Origin of the sequence: Novosphingobium sp. RL4 (assembly GCF_035658495.1) — a bacterium.
Taxonomy (GTDB): Bacteria; Pseudomonadota; Alphaproteobacteria; order Sphingomonadales; family Sphingomonadaceae; genus Novosphingobium.
The window spans coordinates 3,480,752-3,493,961 of sequence record NZ_CP141944.1; the positions used below are offsets into that span (position 1 = coordinate 3,480,752).

Sequence of the window (13,210 nt, forward strand, 5' to 3'; positions counted from 1 at the left end):
AAACTTTACTCCGCGACATCCGATAGGTTGAACCCCCTGACAACGCGGGCTTCGCCGCCCGAAAGCTCCATGAGCGCGACGGGAATGATCCCTTCTCGCGCCCAGCAGAGCCCGTCATCATGGGGCAGTCCGGTCAGAACGCGGCCCTGTCGGACCGCCCTTGCCTGCTCCGGACCGAGGTCGATGGCCGGGATGTCGTCCAGCCCCACCTCAAGTGGCAAGAGTATCTGTTCAAGCGGTGCGCCCTTGCCGATTTCGTTCAATTTGTCCAGAGAAATCGCGTGAGACAGGTCGAACGGGCCGGCCTTCACGCGGCGCAGCATGGTCACTGTTCCGCGCGTTCCAAGAGCTTGCGCGACGTCCCGGGCCAGGGATCGGATATAGGTTCCCTTGGAGACGTGGGCGAGCAATGTCGCCCCCTCTTCCGGATCGAATCGTTCGAGGCGCAAATCGAGGATAGTGACCGCGCGGGTCTTCAGCTCGACCTCCTGCCCGGCACGCGCAAGGTCGTAAGCCCGCTCGCCATCGACCTTCAGGGCGGAATAGATCGGCGGCACCTGTTCGATCGGGCCGGTGAAGCGCGGCAGCACCGCCTCCACCTGCTCAAGCGCCGGGCGCACGTCGCTTGTGGCGATCACTTTGCCTTCGAGGTCGAGCGTGTCGGTTTCCGAACCGAAGCGCACGGTGAAAAGGTAGCTCTTGCTGGCATCGAGCATGCGCCCGGCCAGCTTGGTCGCCTCGCCCAGCGCAACCGGCAGCACGCCGGTAGCCAGCGGATCGAGTGTGCCGCCGTGGCCGACCTTCACCTTCTTGCCATAGCCCGCCTCGCGCAAGTTGCGCTTCACGGCGGCGACGGCCTGCGTCGAGCCTAGCCCCAGCGGCTTGTCGAGGATGATCCAGCCATGCGGAGCCGGGCGAGTCTGGGCGGGTGCATTCATCCCTCTCCCCAAGTCGCGCCGGGCCGGTTTGTCAACGATCGTCCGCCGAAACGGCGGCTCAGTATCCTGCCACGAACTGCGCGAGGGCGTAGTAGTGCCCCGTCGCCCACATGACCGGCGGCACCACAAGGCGGCCGACCAGCCCCCACTGCGGGAAGAAGTAGGGAACGACGAGCAGGAGCACGATCAACAGCGGGAAACCATAGGGGCGAAGCCGTGCATAGGGCTCCGCCAGCCCGCGCGGCAGCAGTCCCTCGACGATGTGCGATCCGTCGAACGGCGGGATCGGCAGGAGGTTGAACAGCGCGAGGAAGACGTTGATCATGATGAAGTTGTTGAGGTTCTGCCCGGCGAACTGAAGCACATCGCTCTCGGACGACCCCGCCAGCCTCACCAGCAGTCCCAGCAGCACCGCGCCGATCGCCGCCAGCACGAGATTGGAAACCGGCCCCGCCGCCGCGACCACCATCATCCCCCGCTTCGGATCGCGCAGGCGCCAGCGGTTGACCGGCACCGGCTTGGCCCATCCGAAGATCGGCGCGCCCCCCAGCGCCAGCGCGCCGGGGAGGATGACCGTGCCCACAGGATCGACGTGGCGCAGCGGATTGAGCGACAGCCGCCGCTGCTCCCGCGCGGTGGGGTCGCCCAGCGCGAGCGCGGTCCAGCCATGCGCCACTTCGTGGAAGACGATGGCAAGGATCAGGGGAATGACGAGCGCCGCGGCCTGCAGCAGGGTCTGGTTCATGCCCGTGATCTAGGTGCGCAGGCGCTCGCCCGCAATGGGCCCGTCACCGCCCGAGCGCTTCGCCGAAATGCTTGCGGCACAGCGCCACATAGCGATCGTTGCCGCCGATCTCGGTCTGCGCGCCTTCGTGGACGGCGCCGCCCGCGGCATCGACCCGCAAGTTCATCGTCGCCTTGCGGCCGCAGTGGCACACGGCTTTCAGTTCGATCAGGGCATCGGAGATACCCAGCAATACCGCCGAACCGGGGAACAGTTCGCCCCGGAAATCGGTGCGCAGCCCGTAGCACAGCACCGGGATGTTCAGCCGGTCGGCGATATGGGCGCATTGCCAGGCCTGCCCGGGCGTCAGGAACTGCGCCTCGTCGACCAGCACGCAGGACAGCGGCTCCACCGCGTGGACCGCCTTCACGTGTGCCACCAGGTCGGTGTCCGTCAGGAAACGGCGCGCTTCGGCATGGAGGCCGATGCGGCTTTCGATCGCGTGATCCTCGCCCCGCGCCTCGCTGCGGTCGTCCAGCCCCGCGGTCCAGAGCATCGTGCGCATGCCGCGTTCGTGGTAATTGAAATTCGCCTGAAGCAAAGTCGCCGACTTCCCGGCATTCATGCTGGCATAGTAGAAATAGAGCTTGGCCATCGCGACTGGGGATAACATGCGTATTCCCGGCCTGCACGGCACACGCGGCGATTGTCCCCGCTTGAATGAATTGTTCCGCCGCTATCTAATCCCGCTCGAACGACAACCGTGGTTGGAGTTGGGCATGAAGAGATGGATCGCCGTCATCGTGATCTTCGCGCTGGCCGGGCTGACCACCGGGTATCTGGCGCTCGCTCCGCGTGCCGCCCATGCCACCGGCTCGCTGCGGCAATTGCTGGACCCGCTGGACCAGCGCGCCGCCGATCTCGTTTCGCTCCTTGGCCATACCGGCGCGCTGATCGCACCGCTCGCGCTGGCTCTCGTGCTGTCGCTGGCCGTTCTCCTCGCCGCCCGCTTCGCGCGCCGCAAGCCCGCGCCCGGTCCGGTCTGGCGGCCCGAACCGCTGACCGACGAACAGCGCATCGCCGGGCCGCACGGCCGGTTCGCGCCCTCGCCGCCAACCACCGGCGAACTCGCAGACTTCGCTCCTCCGCCGCGCCCCGTCGTCCTTGTCCGCAAGCCGCGCGAGCGCGAGCGCGACTGGTTCGGCGATGGAAGCTGGCTCGGCGGCCTGCCCCGGCTCGGCAAGACCCCGTGGCCGAGAGACGAGAACGGCGTGCCGCTGCCCTTCGCCGCGCAGATCGATCTGGCGGAACTCGCCGCGGCATGCCCGGAAAGCCCGCTGCCGCATCAGGGTTCGCTTGCCTTCTTCGCCGGTCCGGGCGCGGTCATCCCGGTGCCGCCGGGCAGCGGCGATTTCTCCGCCCCGCCTGCCCAGCTGCCTCCTGCCGATGACGAAGGCGGCCATGCGCTTCCCACTGATGCCGCCCGTCTCGGCCACAGCTTCTTTCCATACTGGCCGGTGGAGCCGGTCGCCATCACCCTGCCTGACGAACTGAACGATTACCGCGAGATCGGAAACGACGAGGCGATCGAACAGGCCATGCTGGATCGCCTGCGCGCCCGCTATCCCCTGCGGACCGGGCCATTCACGGTGGAAGAGCCGGTTACCTGGATGTGGTGGCACGGCGCGATCCATCTGGCCACGGAGTTCCGCGCCGCGATGGACCGCGCCCCGCGCCTGATCGCATTGCGAGAGGACCGCACCGCGGCCGCCCGCGCCGATCTCGACATGCTGGAAGACGATCCCTCGACCACCCCGCTCCAGCTCGAAGCGGCGCGGCGCGCGCTGGATCGGGAAGATGCGCGGCTTCGGTCCATCCGGGCGCAGTACGAAGCCCTCCCGCAGGTCATCGCCGCGATGGACGGCTTCGTCGACGGCCGCGATCCCTGGGCGCCGCTGGGCGCGGAGGAACTGGCGGTGGTGCGGGACGTGCTCTCTCACGTCCACCGGGACTGCGGGGAACTGGTCCGGCAACACGCGCCCCGCAGCCCTGCGGAACTGGCGGCGCTTTCACTGCGGGCGATGGTTTCGGGACCGCCGGAAGCGCTGCCGCAGATCCCGGATGCGGAACTGGCGCGGATCAACGCGGGCTTCCGCCTCGCCAACCTGCACCAGCACCAGGTCTTCGGCCCCGGCAGCCGCCACCACGCCGCGCGCGACGATCATCGCGGCGACGTGCTGCTGCTGCAGCTCGGCCATGACGACATGATGGAATGGAACTGGGGCGAGCTTGGGCTCTACCAGTTCTGGATCGCCCCGCATGACCTTGCCGAAGGCCGGTGGGACAAGGTCGCACTCACTTTCGAGGCGGGCTGAGGCGATCACGGATACCCGCGCTCAGGCGGGCCAGGTCATTCCTCGCCAGCGCTGTCCTGCAGATCGCGCTTCACGCGCGGGTCGTTCAGCAACGAATCGATACGGCTGGCCTCGTCGAAGGTCTCGTCGGCGCGGAACCGGATCTTCGCCGCGTAGCGCAGCTTGAGCCGCTGGGCGACCTCGCGCTGGAAGAACGCGGTGTGCGTGCGCAGCGCCTTGAGCACCGCTTCCTCGTCCTCGCCCAGCAGGGGCTTCACGAAAACGTTCGCATGTCGCAGATCGGGCGTCATGCGCACTTCGGTAACGGACACCGCATGCGTGCTGAGCGTCTGGTCGTGCACCTGCTGGCGGGTGAGAATCTCTGAAAGGACGTGACGCACCTGTTCGCCCACCTTCAGGAGGCGGACGGCGTGCTGCTCGGGAGTTACTTGCTGGCGTACCATGGCTTTGTCCCATGTGGGCTGACGACGACAATTTGCAACAATTGATTACGGCTCGAAAGCCGCTTTGTGTGGTTTAGCTCCTGCAAGTCATACTTCGAGGAGCTACCGAATGAGGAATTTCACCGCTGCCCTGCTCGCCGCCGCCCTGCTCGCGCCGACCGTGGCGGCGCCGGCCATGGCCGCCCCCGGCAGCCACGAGCCTGACCGTTCGCAGGCCCATTCGCAGCAGTCGAGCCACGCGCCGGCCAGGAAGGCCCCGCAGCAGAACAAGGGTCCGCACCAGTTCCGCAAGGGCGAGAAGTTCGACCTCAACCGCGCCTCGAACTACCAGGTCGTCGACTATCGCAAGTACCGCAACGTGAAGGCGCCGCCGCGCGGCTACCACTATGTGCGCTCGGGCAATGACCTGCTGCTGGTCGGCATCACCAGCGGCATCGTCGCCGCCGTGACCAGCGGCATGTTCCGCTGATCGCGTAACGGATCGCGAATGACGGGGCGCCGTGCCGGACCAGGCACGGCGCCCCTTTTCACATCTTGGTCACGATCCGCGCCAGCGTGCGCACGTTGCGCGCCGCGCCCCGGCAGCCGAGCCGCTTCTCGATGAATTCCATCGTCAGCGGGCTCTCCCCCATCGGCCCGCCGAAATCCACGAACAGGCAGCGATCGCCGAGCGCAAGCCGCTCCGCGCCGATACTGCCGTGATCCCCGACCAGGCGGCCGAACTGCTGCTTGGTCGGCTGCCGCTCCAGCAGCACGGTATGGACGAAGGCGTCGTCACTTCCCACGAAGGGATTTTCCTCCACCGCCGCGCGAATTTCGTCGCGATTGCGGACGGCCGTGTAGGCCGACATGTCAAAGCGGTCACGCATCACGTAGGAGAGCAGATCCTCCAGCCCCTCGGTCGGGCGTTCCTCGTATTCGAACAGGACATTGCCGCTGGAGATCACCGTTTCGGCATTCTCCAGTTCCTCGCGCTCGAAGGCATAGCGCAGATCCGCCATCGACAGGCGATCCCCGCCGACGATCAGCGAGGCAAAAAAGGCGCAGTAGCGGGTCATCGGTTCACCATCATGGCCAGGGAATGCGGGCAGCAGGCCGAAGAGCGGCCCCGGTATCCACCCACATCCCGACGTTTCAAACAGCTCGGCAAGGGAAGCATCGGCATTTCCGCCCTGCGCCTTGCGGCGGCCCGGCTCCCCAAAGACCGACGGCCACCGCCGGGCTTCATGCCCGACGGTGGCCGTCCGATACTCAGGAGCCGAAGCCCTGCAAGCCTGGTCCTGCGGACCTTAGCCGACAGTACGCTCGCGGTGGCTGACTTCGAAGACTTCGAGGTGGTCGCCCGCCTTGATGTCGTTCGTATCGGCCAGCACGACACCGCATTCCAGACCGGCGCGCACTTCGTCCACGTCGTCCTTGAAGCGGCGCAGCGAGGAGATCGTGGTCGCCGAAACGATGACATCGTTGCGGGTAAGACGCGCGCTGAGACCCTTGCGGATGAAGCCGTCGACAACGAGCAGACCTGCTGCCTTGTCGCGCTTGCCGGCCGGGAAGACCTGCTTGACCTCAGCGCGGCCGACGACGGTTTCGATGCGTTCCGGACCCCAGATGCCGGCCATCTGCTTGGCGACTTCGGCGGTCAGTTCATAGATGATGTCGTAGTACATCATCGGCGTCTTGGTCTTCTCGATCTGCTCGCGCGCCTTGGCGTTCGGGCGGACGTTGAAGCCCACGATCGGCGCACCCGAGGCCGAAGCCAGGGCCACGTCGGTTTCGGTGATGGCACCGACGCCCGAATGCAGGATGCGAACCTTGATCTCGTCGTTCGAAAGGGCATGGAGCGCGGCGTTGATCGCCTCGACTGAGCCCTGCACGTCCGCCTTGACCACCACCGGATACTCGATGACGCTCTGCTTGGCGGCAAGCGCCGAGAACATCGTGTCGATGCTGGCGGGAGCCGTGGCGGTGCGCTTGGCGGTCGCCTGTTCCTGACGGTAGGCCGAAACCTCGCGGGCACGCTGCTCGCTGTCGACGACGGTCAGCTTGTCACCGGCCATCGGCACACCGCCGATACCCAGCACTTCGACCGGCATCGACGGCGGCGCCGCCTTCACCTGACGGCCCTTGTCGTCGAGCATGGCGCGCACGCGGCCGCTCTCGGTGCCGACGACGAGGATGTCGCCGACCTTCAGGGTGCCGCGGTTGACCAGCACGGTCGCCAGCGGGCCCTTGCCCTTGTCGAGCTTGGCTTCGATCACGGTCGCCTCGGCCTCGCGGTCGGGGTTGGCCTTGAGCTCCATCAGTTCAGCCTGGAGCAGGATCTTCTCGATCAGCTCGTCCAGACCGGCGCCCGTCTTGGCCGAAACCTCGACGTCCTGCACGTCGCCCGACATCGCCTCGACGACGATCTCGTGCTCCAGCAGACGCTCGCGGACACGCTGCGCATTGGCTTCGTGCTTGTCGATCTTGTTGATCGCCACGATCATCGGCACGCCGGCGGCCTTGGTGTGATTGATGGCCTCGATCGTCTGCGGCATGATGCCGTCGTCGGCGGCGACCACCAGGATGACGATGTCGGTGACGTTCGCACCGCGCATGCGCATCTGGGTGAAGGCAGCGTGGCCGGGCGTGTCCAGGAAGGTGACGAGATCGCCGCCCTTGGTCTTGATCTGGTAGGCGCCCATGTGCTGGGTGATGCCGCCCGCTTCGCCGCGAACCACGTCCGTACCGCGCAGCGCATCGAGCAGCGAGGTCTTGCCGTGGTCGACGTGGCCCATGATCGCCACGACCGGGGGACGCGACTTCAGGGTCTCGACCGCATCGACGTCGGCCGAAGTGTCGATGTCGACATCGCTTTCGGACACGCGCTGGATGTTATGGCCGAATTCGGTGACGAGCAGTTCGGCGGTATCCTGGTCGATCGTCTGGTTGACGGTGACCATCATGCCCATCTTGAACATCGCCTTCACCAGGTCGGCGCCCTTTTCGGCCATGCGGTTCGCCAGTTCCTGCACGGTGATCGCCTCGGGGACGACCACGTCGCGGACCTGCTTTTCACGCTGCTGCGTGTAGCCGCCGAAGTGTGCACGGCGTTCCTTCTCGCGGGCGCGCTTGAGCGCGGCGAGCGAGCGGGCGCGGGCGCCTTCGTCCTCGTTGAGCGCACGGTTGACCGTGAGCTTGCCCGACTGGCGGCGATCGCCACCCTTGCGGTCGCGGTCGCCGGGGCGCGGAGCGGGAGCCGGAGCGCCCTTCTTGGCTGCGGCCGGGCCCTTCGCGGCGGTGTTGCCGCCCGAGGTGTTGCCCGAAGAGGTGTTGCCCGAGGCGGCACCCGCCGAACCAGCGTTTGCGGCAGGCGCATTGCCCGAACCGGCGTTGCCGGCATTGGCATTGCCCGAAGCGGCACTGGCAGCGGCCGGAGCCACGGGTTCCGGCTTGCGGATGGGTTCGGGGCGCTTCACCGGGGTGAAACGACGCGGCGCCGGGGCCGGGGCCACGGGCGCTGCGACCGGCGCCGGGGCCGGAGCAGCGGCAGCCTTGGCTTCCGGTGCCTTCACTTCGGCAGGCGCGCTTTCGGCAGCCTTGGCGACCGGAGCGGCAACAGCCGGTTCCACCGGAGCAGCAGCTGCGGCCGGGGCTTCCGGCGCCGGGGCAGCGGCAGGCTCAGGAGCAACAGGCTCGGGCGCAGCGGACTGGGCCGCCTGTTCCTCTGCCTGGCGAACCTTGGCTTCTTCTTCGGCACGGCGATTGTCTTCGGCGCGGCGCTTCTCTTCCTCGTGAGCACGAACCTTTTCTTCGTGTTCACGGCGGTTCGCTTCCTCGAGCGCGGCGAGTCGGGCTTCCTCGGCCTCGCGCTGAAGACGGGCGACTCGCTCCTGCGGAGTCTCGTTCGAGGGAATCGGCTTGCGCGGCGGCGGCGGCGGAGCCGCGCGCTGCGGGGCAGGCTGAGGCGCGGCGGCCTGCGGAGCAGGTGCGGCCTGAGGTGCGGGTGCGGCCTGGGGCGCGGCTTCGACGGCGCCTTCGGAGCCCGGCTTGCCGAGCACCTTGCGGCGCTTTACCTCGACCACGACCTTGTTGGTCCGGCCATGGCTGAAGGTCTGCTTGACCTCACCGGCTTCCACGGAACGCTTAAGCCCCAATGGCTTGCGGCCCAGGGTCGGTTTGTTGTCGGTCTCGCTCATATCTCTCGTCGTGCCCTTCAGTCTCAATTCGTCGCCTCGGGCGCGGCGCTGCGTGCCGGCCCGTTGCCACCATCCATACCGTCCCCGTCCGTCTCGGTGCGGGGCTGCCCCTGGAAATGCAGAAGGCGCTGCAGCAGCGATGCGACTCGTTGAGCCGCTCCGCGATCGTTCAGCGCCAGGTGAACGACGTTGTCGCGGCCCAATGCCACAGACAGCGTCTCCCGGTCCAGAGGCAAGCGTATGCCCTTTAGACCGCTTCCTTCCGCCTCGCTCCCGACTCTCCAGGCCTGGTCGAGCTTGCGCGAGCCGTCTTCGCTCGCATCGGCGGCGTGGGCAAGCCAAGCGACCCGGCCCTCACGCGCGTTCTGCGCGATGCGGTCCGAGCCCATGAGCAGCCTGCCCGATTTCAGTTCGAGGCCCAGCCGATCGGCCAGTGCGCGGACAAGCGCCTGTTCGATCCGATCGGCAAGGTCTTCGGGGATGGCCAGCGGCGCGCCTTTGTAGGCACGCGCCATCGCCCCTTTCAATTTGCCCTTCTCGAGCGATTTTTCAAGGTCCGAACGAGAAACGCCAATCCACGCGCCGCGCCCGGGGGCACGCGCGTGGATGTCGGGAAGGACCAATCCGTCCGGCGAGATCGCCAGACGGATGAAGTCCTCACGCGCACCGATCTCACCGGAGAGAATGCATTTCCTCTCCGGGCCGGCGCCGTCAATGTCGGAGCTTACGCGCTCATTGCGAGGATTCCGCATCGGCGGCCTCCTCGGTCTGCGGTTCGGACTCTTCCGAGTCCTCGAACCAGTGGGCGCGAGCTGCCATGATGATTTCGTTACCCTGTTCTTCGTTCAGGCCGTACTCGCCGAGTACGCCGCCCTTGTCTTCGTCACGCGCGCGGCGGTTCACCGAACCGTCGCGGCGGCGCTGCTCGGAGCGCTTCTTGGCGATGAGCTCGTCCGTGGCGAGATCGGCCAGGTCGTCCAGCGTCTTGATGCCCGCCTTGCCCAGAACCACCAGCATGGCCTCGGTGAGGTGCGGCAGTTCGGCCAGTGCGTCCTCGACGCCGAGCGCGCGGCGTTCCTCGCGGCTCGCTTCCTCGCGGCGCTCGAGCGCTTCGAGGGCGCGGCTCTGCAGTTCCTCGGCGAGTTCCTCGTCGAAGCCCTCGATCGCGGCCAGTTCGTTCAGCTCGATGTAGCCCACTTCCTCCAGCTCGCTGAAGCCTTCGGCCACCAGCAGCTGCGAGAGGGTTTCGTCGACGTCGAGCTCTTCCTCGAACATCTTGGAGCGCTCGGTGAATTCCTTCTGGCGCTTTTCCGAAGCCTCGGCCTCGGTCATGATGTCGATCTGCGAAGCGGTCAGCTGCGAGGCCAGACGCACGTTCTGGCCGCGGCGGCCGATTGCCAGCGAAAGCTGGTCATCGGGCACGACGACTTCGATGCGGCTTTCTTCCTCGTCGATGACGACGCGGCTGACGGTCGCGGGCTGGAGCGCGTTGACGACGAAAGTCGCGGTATCCTCGCTCCAGGGGATGATGTCGATCTTCTCGCCCTGCAGTTCCTGCACGACGGCCTGCACGCGGCTGCCCTTCATGCCGACGCAGGCGCCGACCGGGTCGATCGAGTGATCGTTGCTGATCACGCCGATCTTGGCGCGCGAGCCCGGATCGCGGGCAGCGGCCTTGATCTCGATGATGCCGTCGTAGATTTCGGGCACTTCCTGCGCGAAGAGCTTCTTCATGAAGTCCGGGTGCGCGCGGGAAAGGAAGATCTGCGGACCGCGGTTCTGGCGCTCGACGCGCATGACCAGCGCGCGGACGCGCTCGCCGACGCGGGCGGCTTCGCGGGGGATCTGCTGGTCGCGGCGGATGACGCCCTCGGCGCGGCCGAGATTGACGATCACGTGGCCGAATTCGACCGACTTGATGACGCCGGTGATGACTTCACCCGCGCGATCCTTGAATTCCTCGTACTGGCGATCACGCTCGGCGTCGCGGACCTTCTGGAAGATCACCTGCTTGGCCGACTGGGCGTCGATGCGGCCGAGATCGACCGGGGGCAGCGGATCGACGATGAAGTCGCCGAGCTGCGCGCCCTTCTGGAGCTTGTCGGCCTGCTTGAGATCGACCTGCTTGAAGTAGTCCTCGACGTTCTCGACCACTTCGACGACGCGCCAGAGACGCAGGTCACCGGTGCGCGGATCGAGCTTCGCGCGAATGTCGTTTTCCGCACCGTAGCGGTTGCGGGCCGACTTCTGGATGGCTTCTTCCATCGCCTCGATGACGATCGACTTGTCGATCATCTTTTCCGAAGCGACGGAGTTCGCGATCGCGAGCAGCTCGGCGCGGTTGGCGGAAATCGCACTGGCCATGGCTTAGTCTTCCTGTTCCTCGACAATCTCGTCGGCCCCGCTGTCGTCCAGCGGGCGGGTTGCTGCGATCAGCCTGTCGGTGAGGACAAGCCTTGCGGAATGAATATCACTGAGCGGAAAGGTCACGCGGCCCGACTTGCGATCGTCCAGCGTCACCACTTCGCCTTCGAGGCCCACCAGATCGCCCTGGAGCGTCTTGCGATTGCCTTCCACCGGCGCCGTCAGCGTGACCTTGGCTTCGTGCCCGGCCCAGTTCACATAGTCCTGCGGACGGGTGAGCGGACGGTCGATGCCCGGCGAGCTGACTTCGAGGCGGTAGGCTTCGCTGATCAGGACTTCACCGGCTTCCTCGAGCGCGTCCATGCGGTCCGAGACGCGGTGCGAGAGCTTCACGCAGTCATCGATCACGAGCTGGCCCGTCGCCGGGTTCTCGGCCATGATCTGGAGCGCGATCTCGTCATCGCCCACTTCGCTCTTGCCGAAGATTCGCACGCGCACGAGATCGAATCCGAGGGCCTTTACCTCCGGCTCGATGACTTCGGTAATGCGTGCAATGTCGGCCAAGCCCAGTTCTCCGGTAAGATTCGCGATGATCGAAGCGACATCAGGTGCCACGCAGTTTCGCGCCGGCCCCTTCCGGCGCCAGCCCGAACCTTGTTTCACCAATGTCGGGATGAGGCGCAGATAAGCCCATCGCCGGAAAAATGCAAGAGAGAGTCTTGGCCCTGCGCGCGCCCCCGGCGGCGGCGGAAAAATCCGCCTCTTGCGGGATTTCGCGGACGCGGCCCAGCCGCCATGGCCCCTCACCCGGGGAGCGGGACGGCAAGTACATGAAAGTGCAGGCCGGGCGAGTTTCGGGTGGGGGGGGACCCGCCCGGCCTGCGTCCGGCGGGGGGAGGGCCGCCCGCCGGAAACGCCTATGTCATGCCACCTCGCGGTTCATCAGGTCCGCCCGCCGCATCGAGAGCGCGCGGCGCCCGCCGATCACGAGATGGTCGTAGAATTCGATTCGCGCGCTCCGGCACAACATCGACAGCCCCCGCGTCGCGATCACGTCCGCCCGGCTCGGGCGGGGATCGCCGGAAGGATGGTTGTGGACCAGCAGCAGCCCCGTCGCCCCGCAGGCCTGCGTTCGCCGCAGCAGCGGGCGGCAGGCGGCGCGGATCGCGGCCACGCCGCCGGCGGTGCAGACCACCTGCCCGATCAGCCGACCGTCTTCCCCGAACGGCAGTTCCAGCATCACTTCGCTGCGCAGGCAGCCCAGATGAGTCACCAGGGTTTCGAGTAACCGCCGCGATAACGGACGGACCCGGCTGCAACCCGGGACCAGTCCTGCCACGAGGGATCGCTGCCATTCCGCCGCTTGCGAGAGGCATGGAGGATCGTACCGACCGCCATCGCCAGCAAGACCAGGAACGTCGGAGTCCCGCGCATGACGGCGTAGACCGTGGGAGGAACCCCGATATCCGCCCACCGCGCGAAATGCGCGCTCAGGCTCAGAAGCTGCAACGACGCTGCCCATATCGGCCAGACTCTCCGCGCCTGAAGGGCAAGGGCGCCGAAGCCGGCCGCCCCCACCGCATCCGTCAGAAACGAAAGCGGGTCCACACTGGTGAAACCACTGGGCAACAGGCTTTCCCCGCCCAGTTGCAACAGCACCATCGCCAGGATCACTCCGGCGCCCCAGCGCTCCGGCCCGCCGCCCCTCCACAACGAGAAGGAAACCGCCAGGACGAGCACCAGGAAGAATGCCTGCTGTTCCGTATTCTCCAAATGCACCCCCGCCAGCGATCAGGCCGCCGCCATCGCAGCGGTCCGGGCCGATTCATCCGTGTCGACCATATTCTTTTCAGGGCAGCGGATGGGGATGTCCATGGTCTCGGCAAGTTTCGAGAGGTCGCCGTGCGCCCGCACCAGTTCGGAGCGCGCCTCGATCAGGCTGCGCTGCATGTTGGCGACGCGCGCCATCGGGCGCTGGCCGAGATGCGCCACGTTATCGGTGGCCACGCGGGCACGGGCGATTTCGGCGAGAAGTTCACCCGCCTTGGCGAGCAGTTCGTCCATGTCGTCCTCAACCGACCGGATGCTGCGCGCGATCCGCAGGCTGGCAATTTCGGGTGTCATCGATCAAGCTCCTCGGGCCTCGGGGCCCACTGTCGGAAAACGGCTGTCGGAAAAACGAAGGCTT

General features: G+C 66.8%; 14 protein-coding genes. 2 read left to right on the forward strand and 12 right to left on the reverse strand.

Annotated features, from left to right (window positions below):
- Positions 1-5: 5 nt before the first annotated feature.
- From truB to U9J33_RS16700, 3 genes are read right to left on the reverse strand one after another with little or no spacing between them, the layout of a single operon-like run.
- Positions 6-938: a tRNA pseudouridine(55) synthase TruB gene (gene truB, locus U9J33_RS16690; protein ID WP_324696843.1), complete on the reverse strand. Its 933-nt coding sequence runs from the start codon at positions 936-938 to the stop codon at positions 6-8.
- Between the two features lie 58 nt (positions 939-996).
- Positions 997-1,683 (reverse strand): site-2 protease family protein, encoded by a 687-nt coding sequence (locus U9J33_RS16695; RefSeq protein ID WP_185998664.1) that lies wholly within the window; start codon positions 1,681-1,683, stop codon positions 997-999.
- A gap of 43 nt (positions 1,684-1,726) precedes the next feature.
- On the reverse strand, positions 1,727-2,317 hold the full coding sequence (locus U9J33_RS16700; protein ID WP_054437978.1) for a thymidine kinase: 591 nt from the start codon (positions 2,315-2,317) through the stop codon (positions 1,727-1,729).
- Between the two features lie 124 nt (positions 2,318-2,441).
- Between U9J33_RS16700 and U9J33_RS16705 the strand changes: the two genes are divergently transcribed.
- On the forward strand, positions 2,442-4,037 hold the full coding sequence (locus U9J33_RS16705) for a DUF1963 domain-containing protein (RefSeq protein WP_324696847.1): 1,596 nt from the start codon (positions 2,442-2,444) through the stop codon (positions 4,035-4,037).
- Positions 4,038-4,072: 35 nt separating this feature from the next.
- Here the strand turns inward: U9J33_RS16705 and rbfA are convergent, their stop codons facing one another.
- Positions 4,073-4,480 carry a 30S ribosome-binding factor RbfA gene (rbfA, locus tag U9J33_RS16710; RefSeq protein ID WP_054437981.1) on the reverse strand — a complete coding sequence of 136 codons (408 nt, stop codon included), beginning with the start codon at positions 4,478-4,480 and terminating at the stop codon, positions 4,073-4,075.
- A gap of 109 nt (positions 4,481-4,589) precedes the next feature.
- On the opposite strand from rbfA, the gene U9J33_RS16715 reads away from it, so the two are divergent.
- Positions 4,590-4,949: an RcnB family protein gene (locus U9J33_RS16715; RefSeq protein ID WP_324696850.1), complete on the forward strand. Its 360-nt coding sequence runs from the start codon at positions 4,590-4,592 to the stop codon at positions 4,947-4,949.
- 58 nt (positions 4,950-5,007) lie between these two features.
- Here the strand turns inward: U9J33_RS16715 and U9J33_RS16720 are convergent, their stop codons facing one another.
- The 8 genes from U9J33_RS16720 to U9J33_RS16755 form a co-directional block, all read right to left on the reverse strand.
- Entirely contained in the window at positions 5,008-5,538 is a 531-nt protein-coding gene (locus U9J33_RS16720) for a DUF1697 domain-containing protein (RefSeq protein WP_324696852.1), read from the reverse strand.
- A gap of 231 nt (positions 5,539-5,769) precedes the next feature.
- Positions 5,770-8,658 (reverse strand): translation initiation factor IF-2, encoded by a 2,889-nt coding sequence (gene infB, locus U9J33_RS16725; protein ID WP_132469144.1) that lies wholly within the window; start codon positions 8,656-8,658, stop codon positions 5,770-5,772.
- Positions 8,659-8,681: 23 nt separating this feature from the next.
- A complete protein-coding gene (locus U9J33_RS16730) occupies positions 8,682-9,410 on the reverse strand; it encodes a DUF448 domain-containing protein (RefSeq protein WP_132469145.1) in 729 nt (242 codons plus the stop codon).
- The gene (nusA, locus tag U9J33_RS16735; RefSeq protein ID WP_132469146.1) at positions 9,391-11,022 is read right to left on the reverse strand and encodes a transcription termination factor NusA; all 1,632 of its coding nucleotides are present in this window, start codon (positions 11,020-11,022) and stop codon (positions 9,391-9,393) included. The genes U9J33_RS16730 and nusA overlap by 20 nt, the downstream gene beginning before the upstream one ends.
- A 3-nt stretch (positions 11,023-11,025) precedes the next feature.
- On the reverse strand, positions 11,026-11,586 hold the full coding sequence (rimP, locus tag U9J33_RS16740; protein ID WP_054438005.1) for a ribosome maturation protein RimP: 561 nt from the start codon (positions 11,584-11,586) through the stop codon (positions 11,026-11,028).
- A 358-nt stretch (positions 11,587-11,944) separates the two neighbouring features.
- On the reverse strand, positions 11,945-12,295 hold the full coding sequence (locus U9J33_RS16745; protein ID WP_243692637.1) for a JAB domain-containing protein: 351 nt from the start codon (positions 12,293-12,295) through the stop codon (positions 11,945-11,947).
- Positions 12,292-12,795, reverse strand: a complete 504-nt coding sequence (locus U9J33_RS16750) for a hypothetical protein (RefSeq protein WP_132469148.1) — start codon at positions 12,793-12,795, stop codon at positions 12,292-12,294. The genes U9J33_RS16745 and U9J33_RS16750 overlap by 4 nt, the downstream gene beginning before the upstream one ends.
- Positions 12,796-12,813: 18 nt before the next feature.
- Entirely contained in the window at positions 12,814-13,146 is a 333-nt protein-coding gene (locus U9J33_RS16755) for a hypothetical protein (protein WP_054434772.1), read from the reverse strand.
- Positions 13,147-13,210 lie beyond the last annotated feature (64 nt).

What these genes read in the sequence shown, in the direction of transcription:
- nusA (WP_132469146.1), bottom strand. Translation starts at nt 11,022, where the DNA reads ATGGCCAGTGCGATTTCCGCCAACCGCGCCGAGCTGCTCGCGATCGCG.
- U9J33_RS16705 (WP_324696847.1), top strand. Translation starts at nt 2,442, where the DNA reads ATGAAGAGATGGATCGCCGTCATCGTGATCTTCGCGCTGGCCGGGCTG.
- U9J33_RS16720 (WP_324696852.1), bottom strand. Translation starts at nt 5,538, where the DNA reads ATGACCCGCTACTGCGCCTTTTTTGCCTCGCTGATCGTCGGCGGGGAT.
- U9J33_RS16695 (WP_185998664.1), bottom strand. Translation starts at nt 1,683, where the DNA reads ATGAACCAGACCCTGCTGCAGGCCGCGGCGCTCGTCATTCCCCTGATC.
- U9J33_RS16715 (WP_324696850.1), top strand. Translation starts at nt 4,590, where the DNA reads ATGAGGAATTTCACCGCTGCCCTGCTCGCCGCCGCCCTGCTCGCGCCG.
- rbfA (WP_054437981.1), bottom strand. Translation starts at nt 4,480, where the DNA reads ATGGTACGCCAGCAAGTAACTCCCGAGCAGCACGCCGTCCGCCTCCTG.
- infB (WP_132469144.1), bottom strand. Translation starts at nt 8,658, where the DNA reads ATGAGCGAGACCGACAACAAACCGACCCTGGGCCGCAAGCCATTGGGG.
- U9J33_RS16755 (WP_054434772.1), bottom strand. Translation starts at nt 13,146, where the DNA reads ATGACACCCGAAATTGCCAGCCTGCGGATCGCGCGCAGCATCCGGTCG.
- U9J33_RS16730 (WP_132469145.1), bottom strand. Translation starts at nt 9,410, where the DNA reads ATGCGGAATCCTCGCAATGAGCGCGTAAGCTCCGACATTGACGGCGCC.
- U9J33_RS16700 (WP_054437978.1), bottom strand. Translation starts at nt 2,317, where the DNA reads ATGGCCAAGCTCTATTTCTACTATGCCAGCATGAATGCCGGGAAGTCG.
- truB (WP_324696843.1), bottom strand. Translation starts at nt 938, where the DNA reads ATGAATGCACCCGCCCAGACTCGCCCGGCTCCGCATGGCTGGATCATC.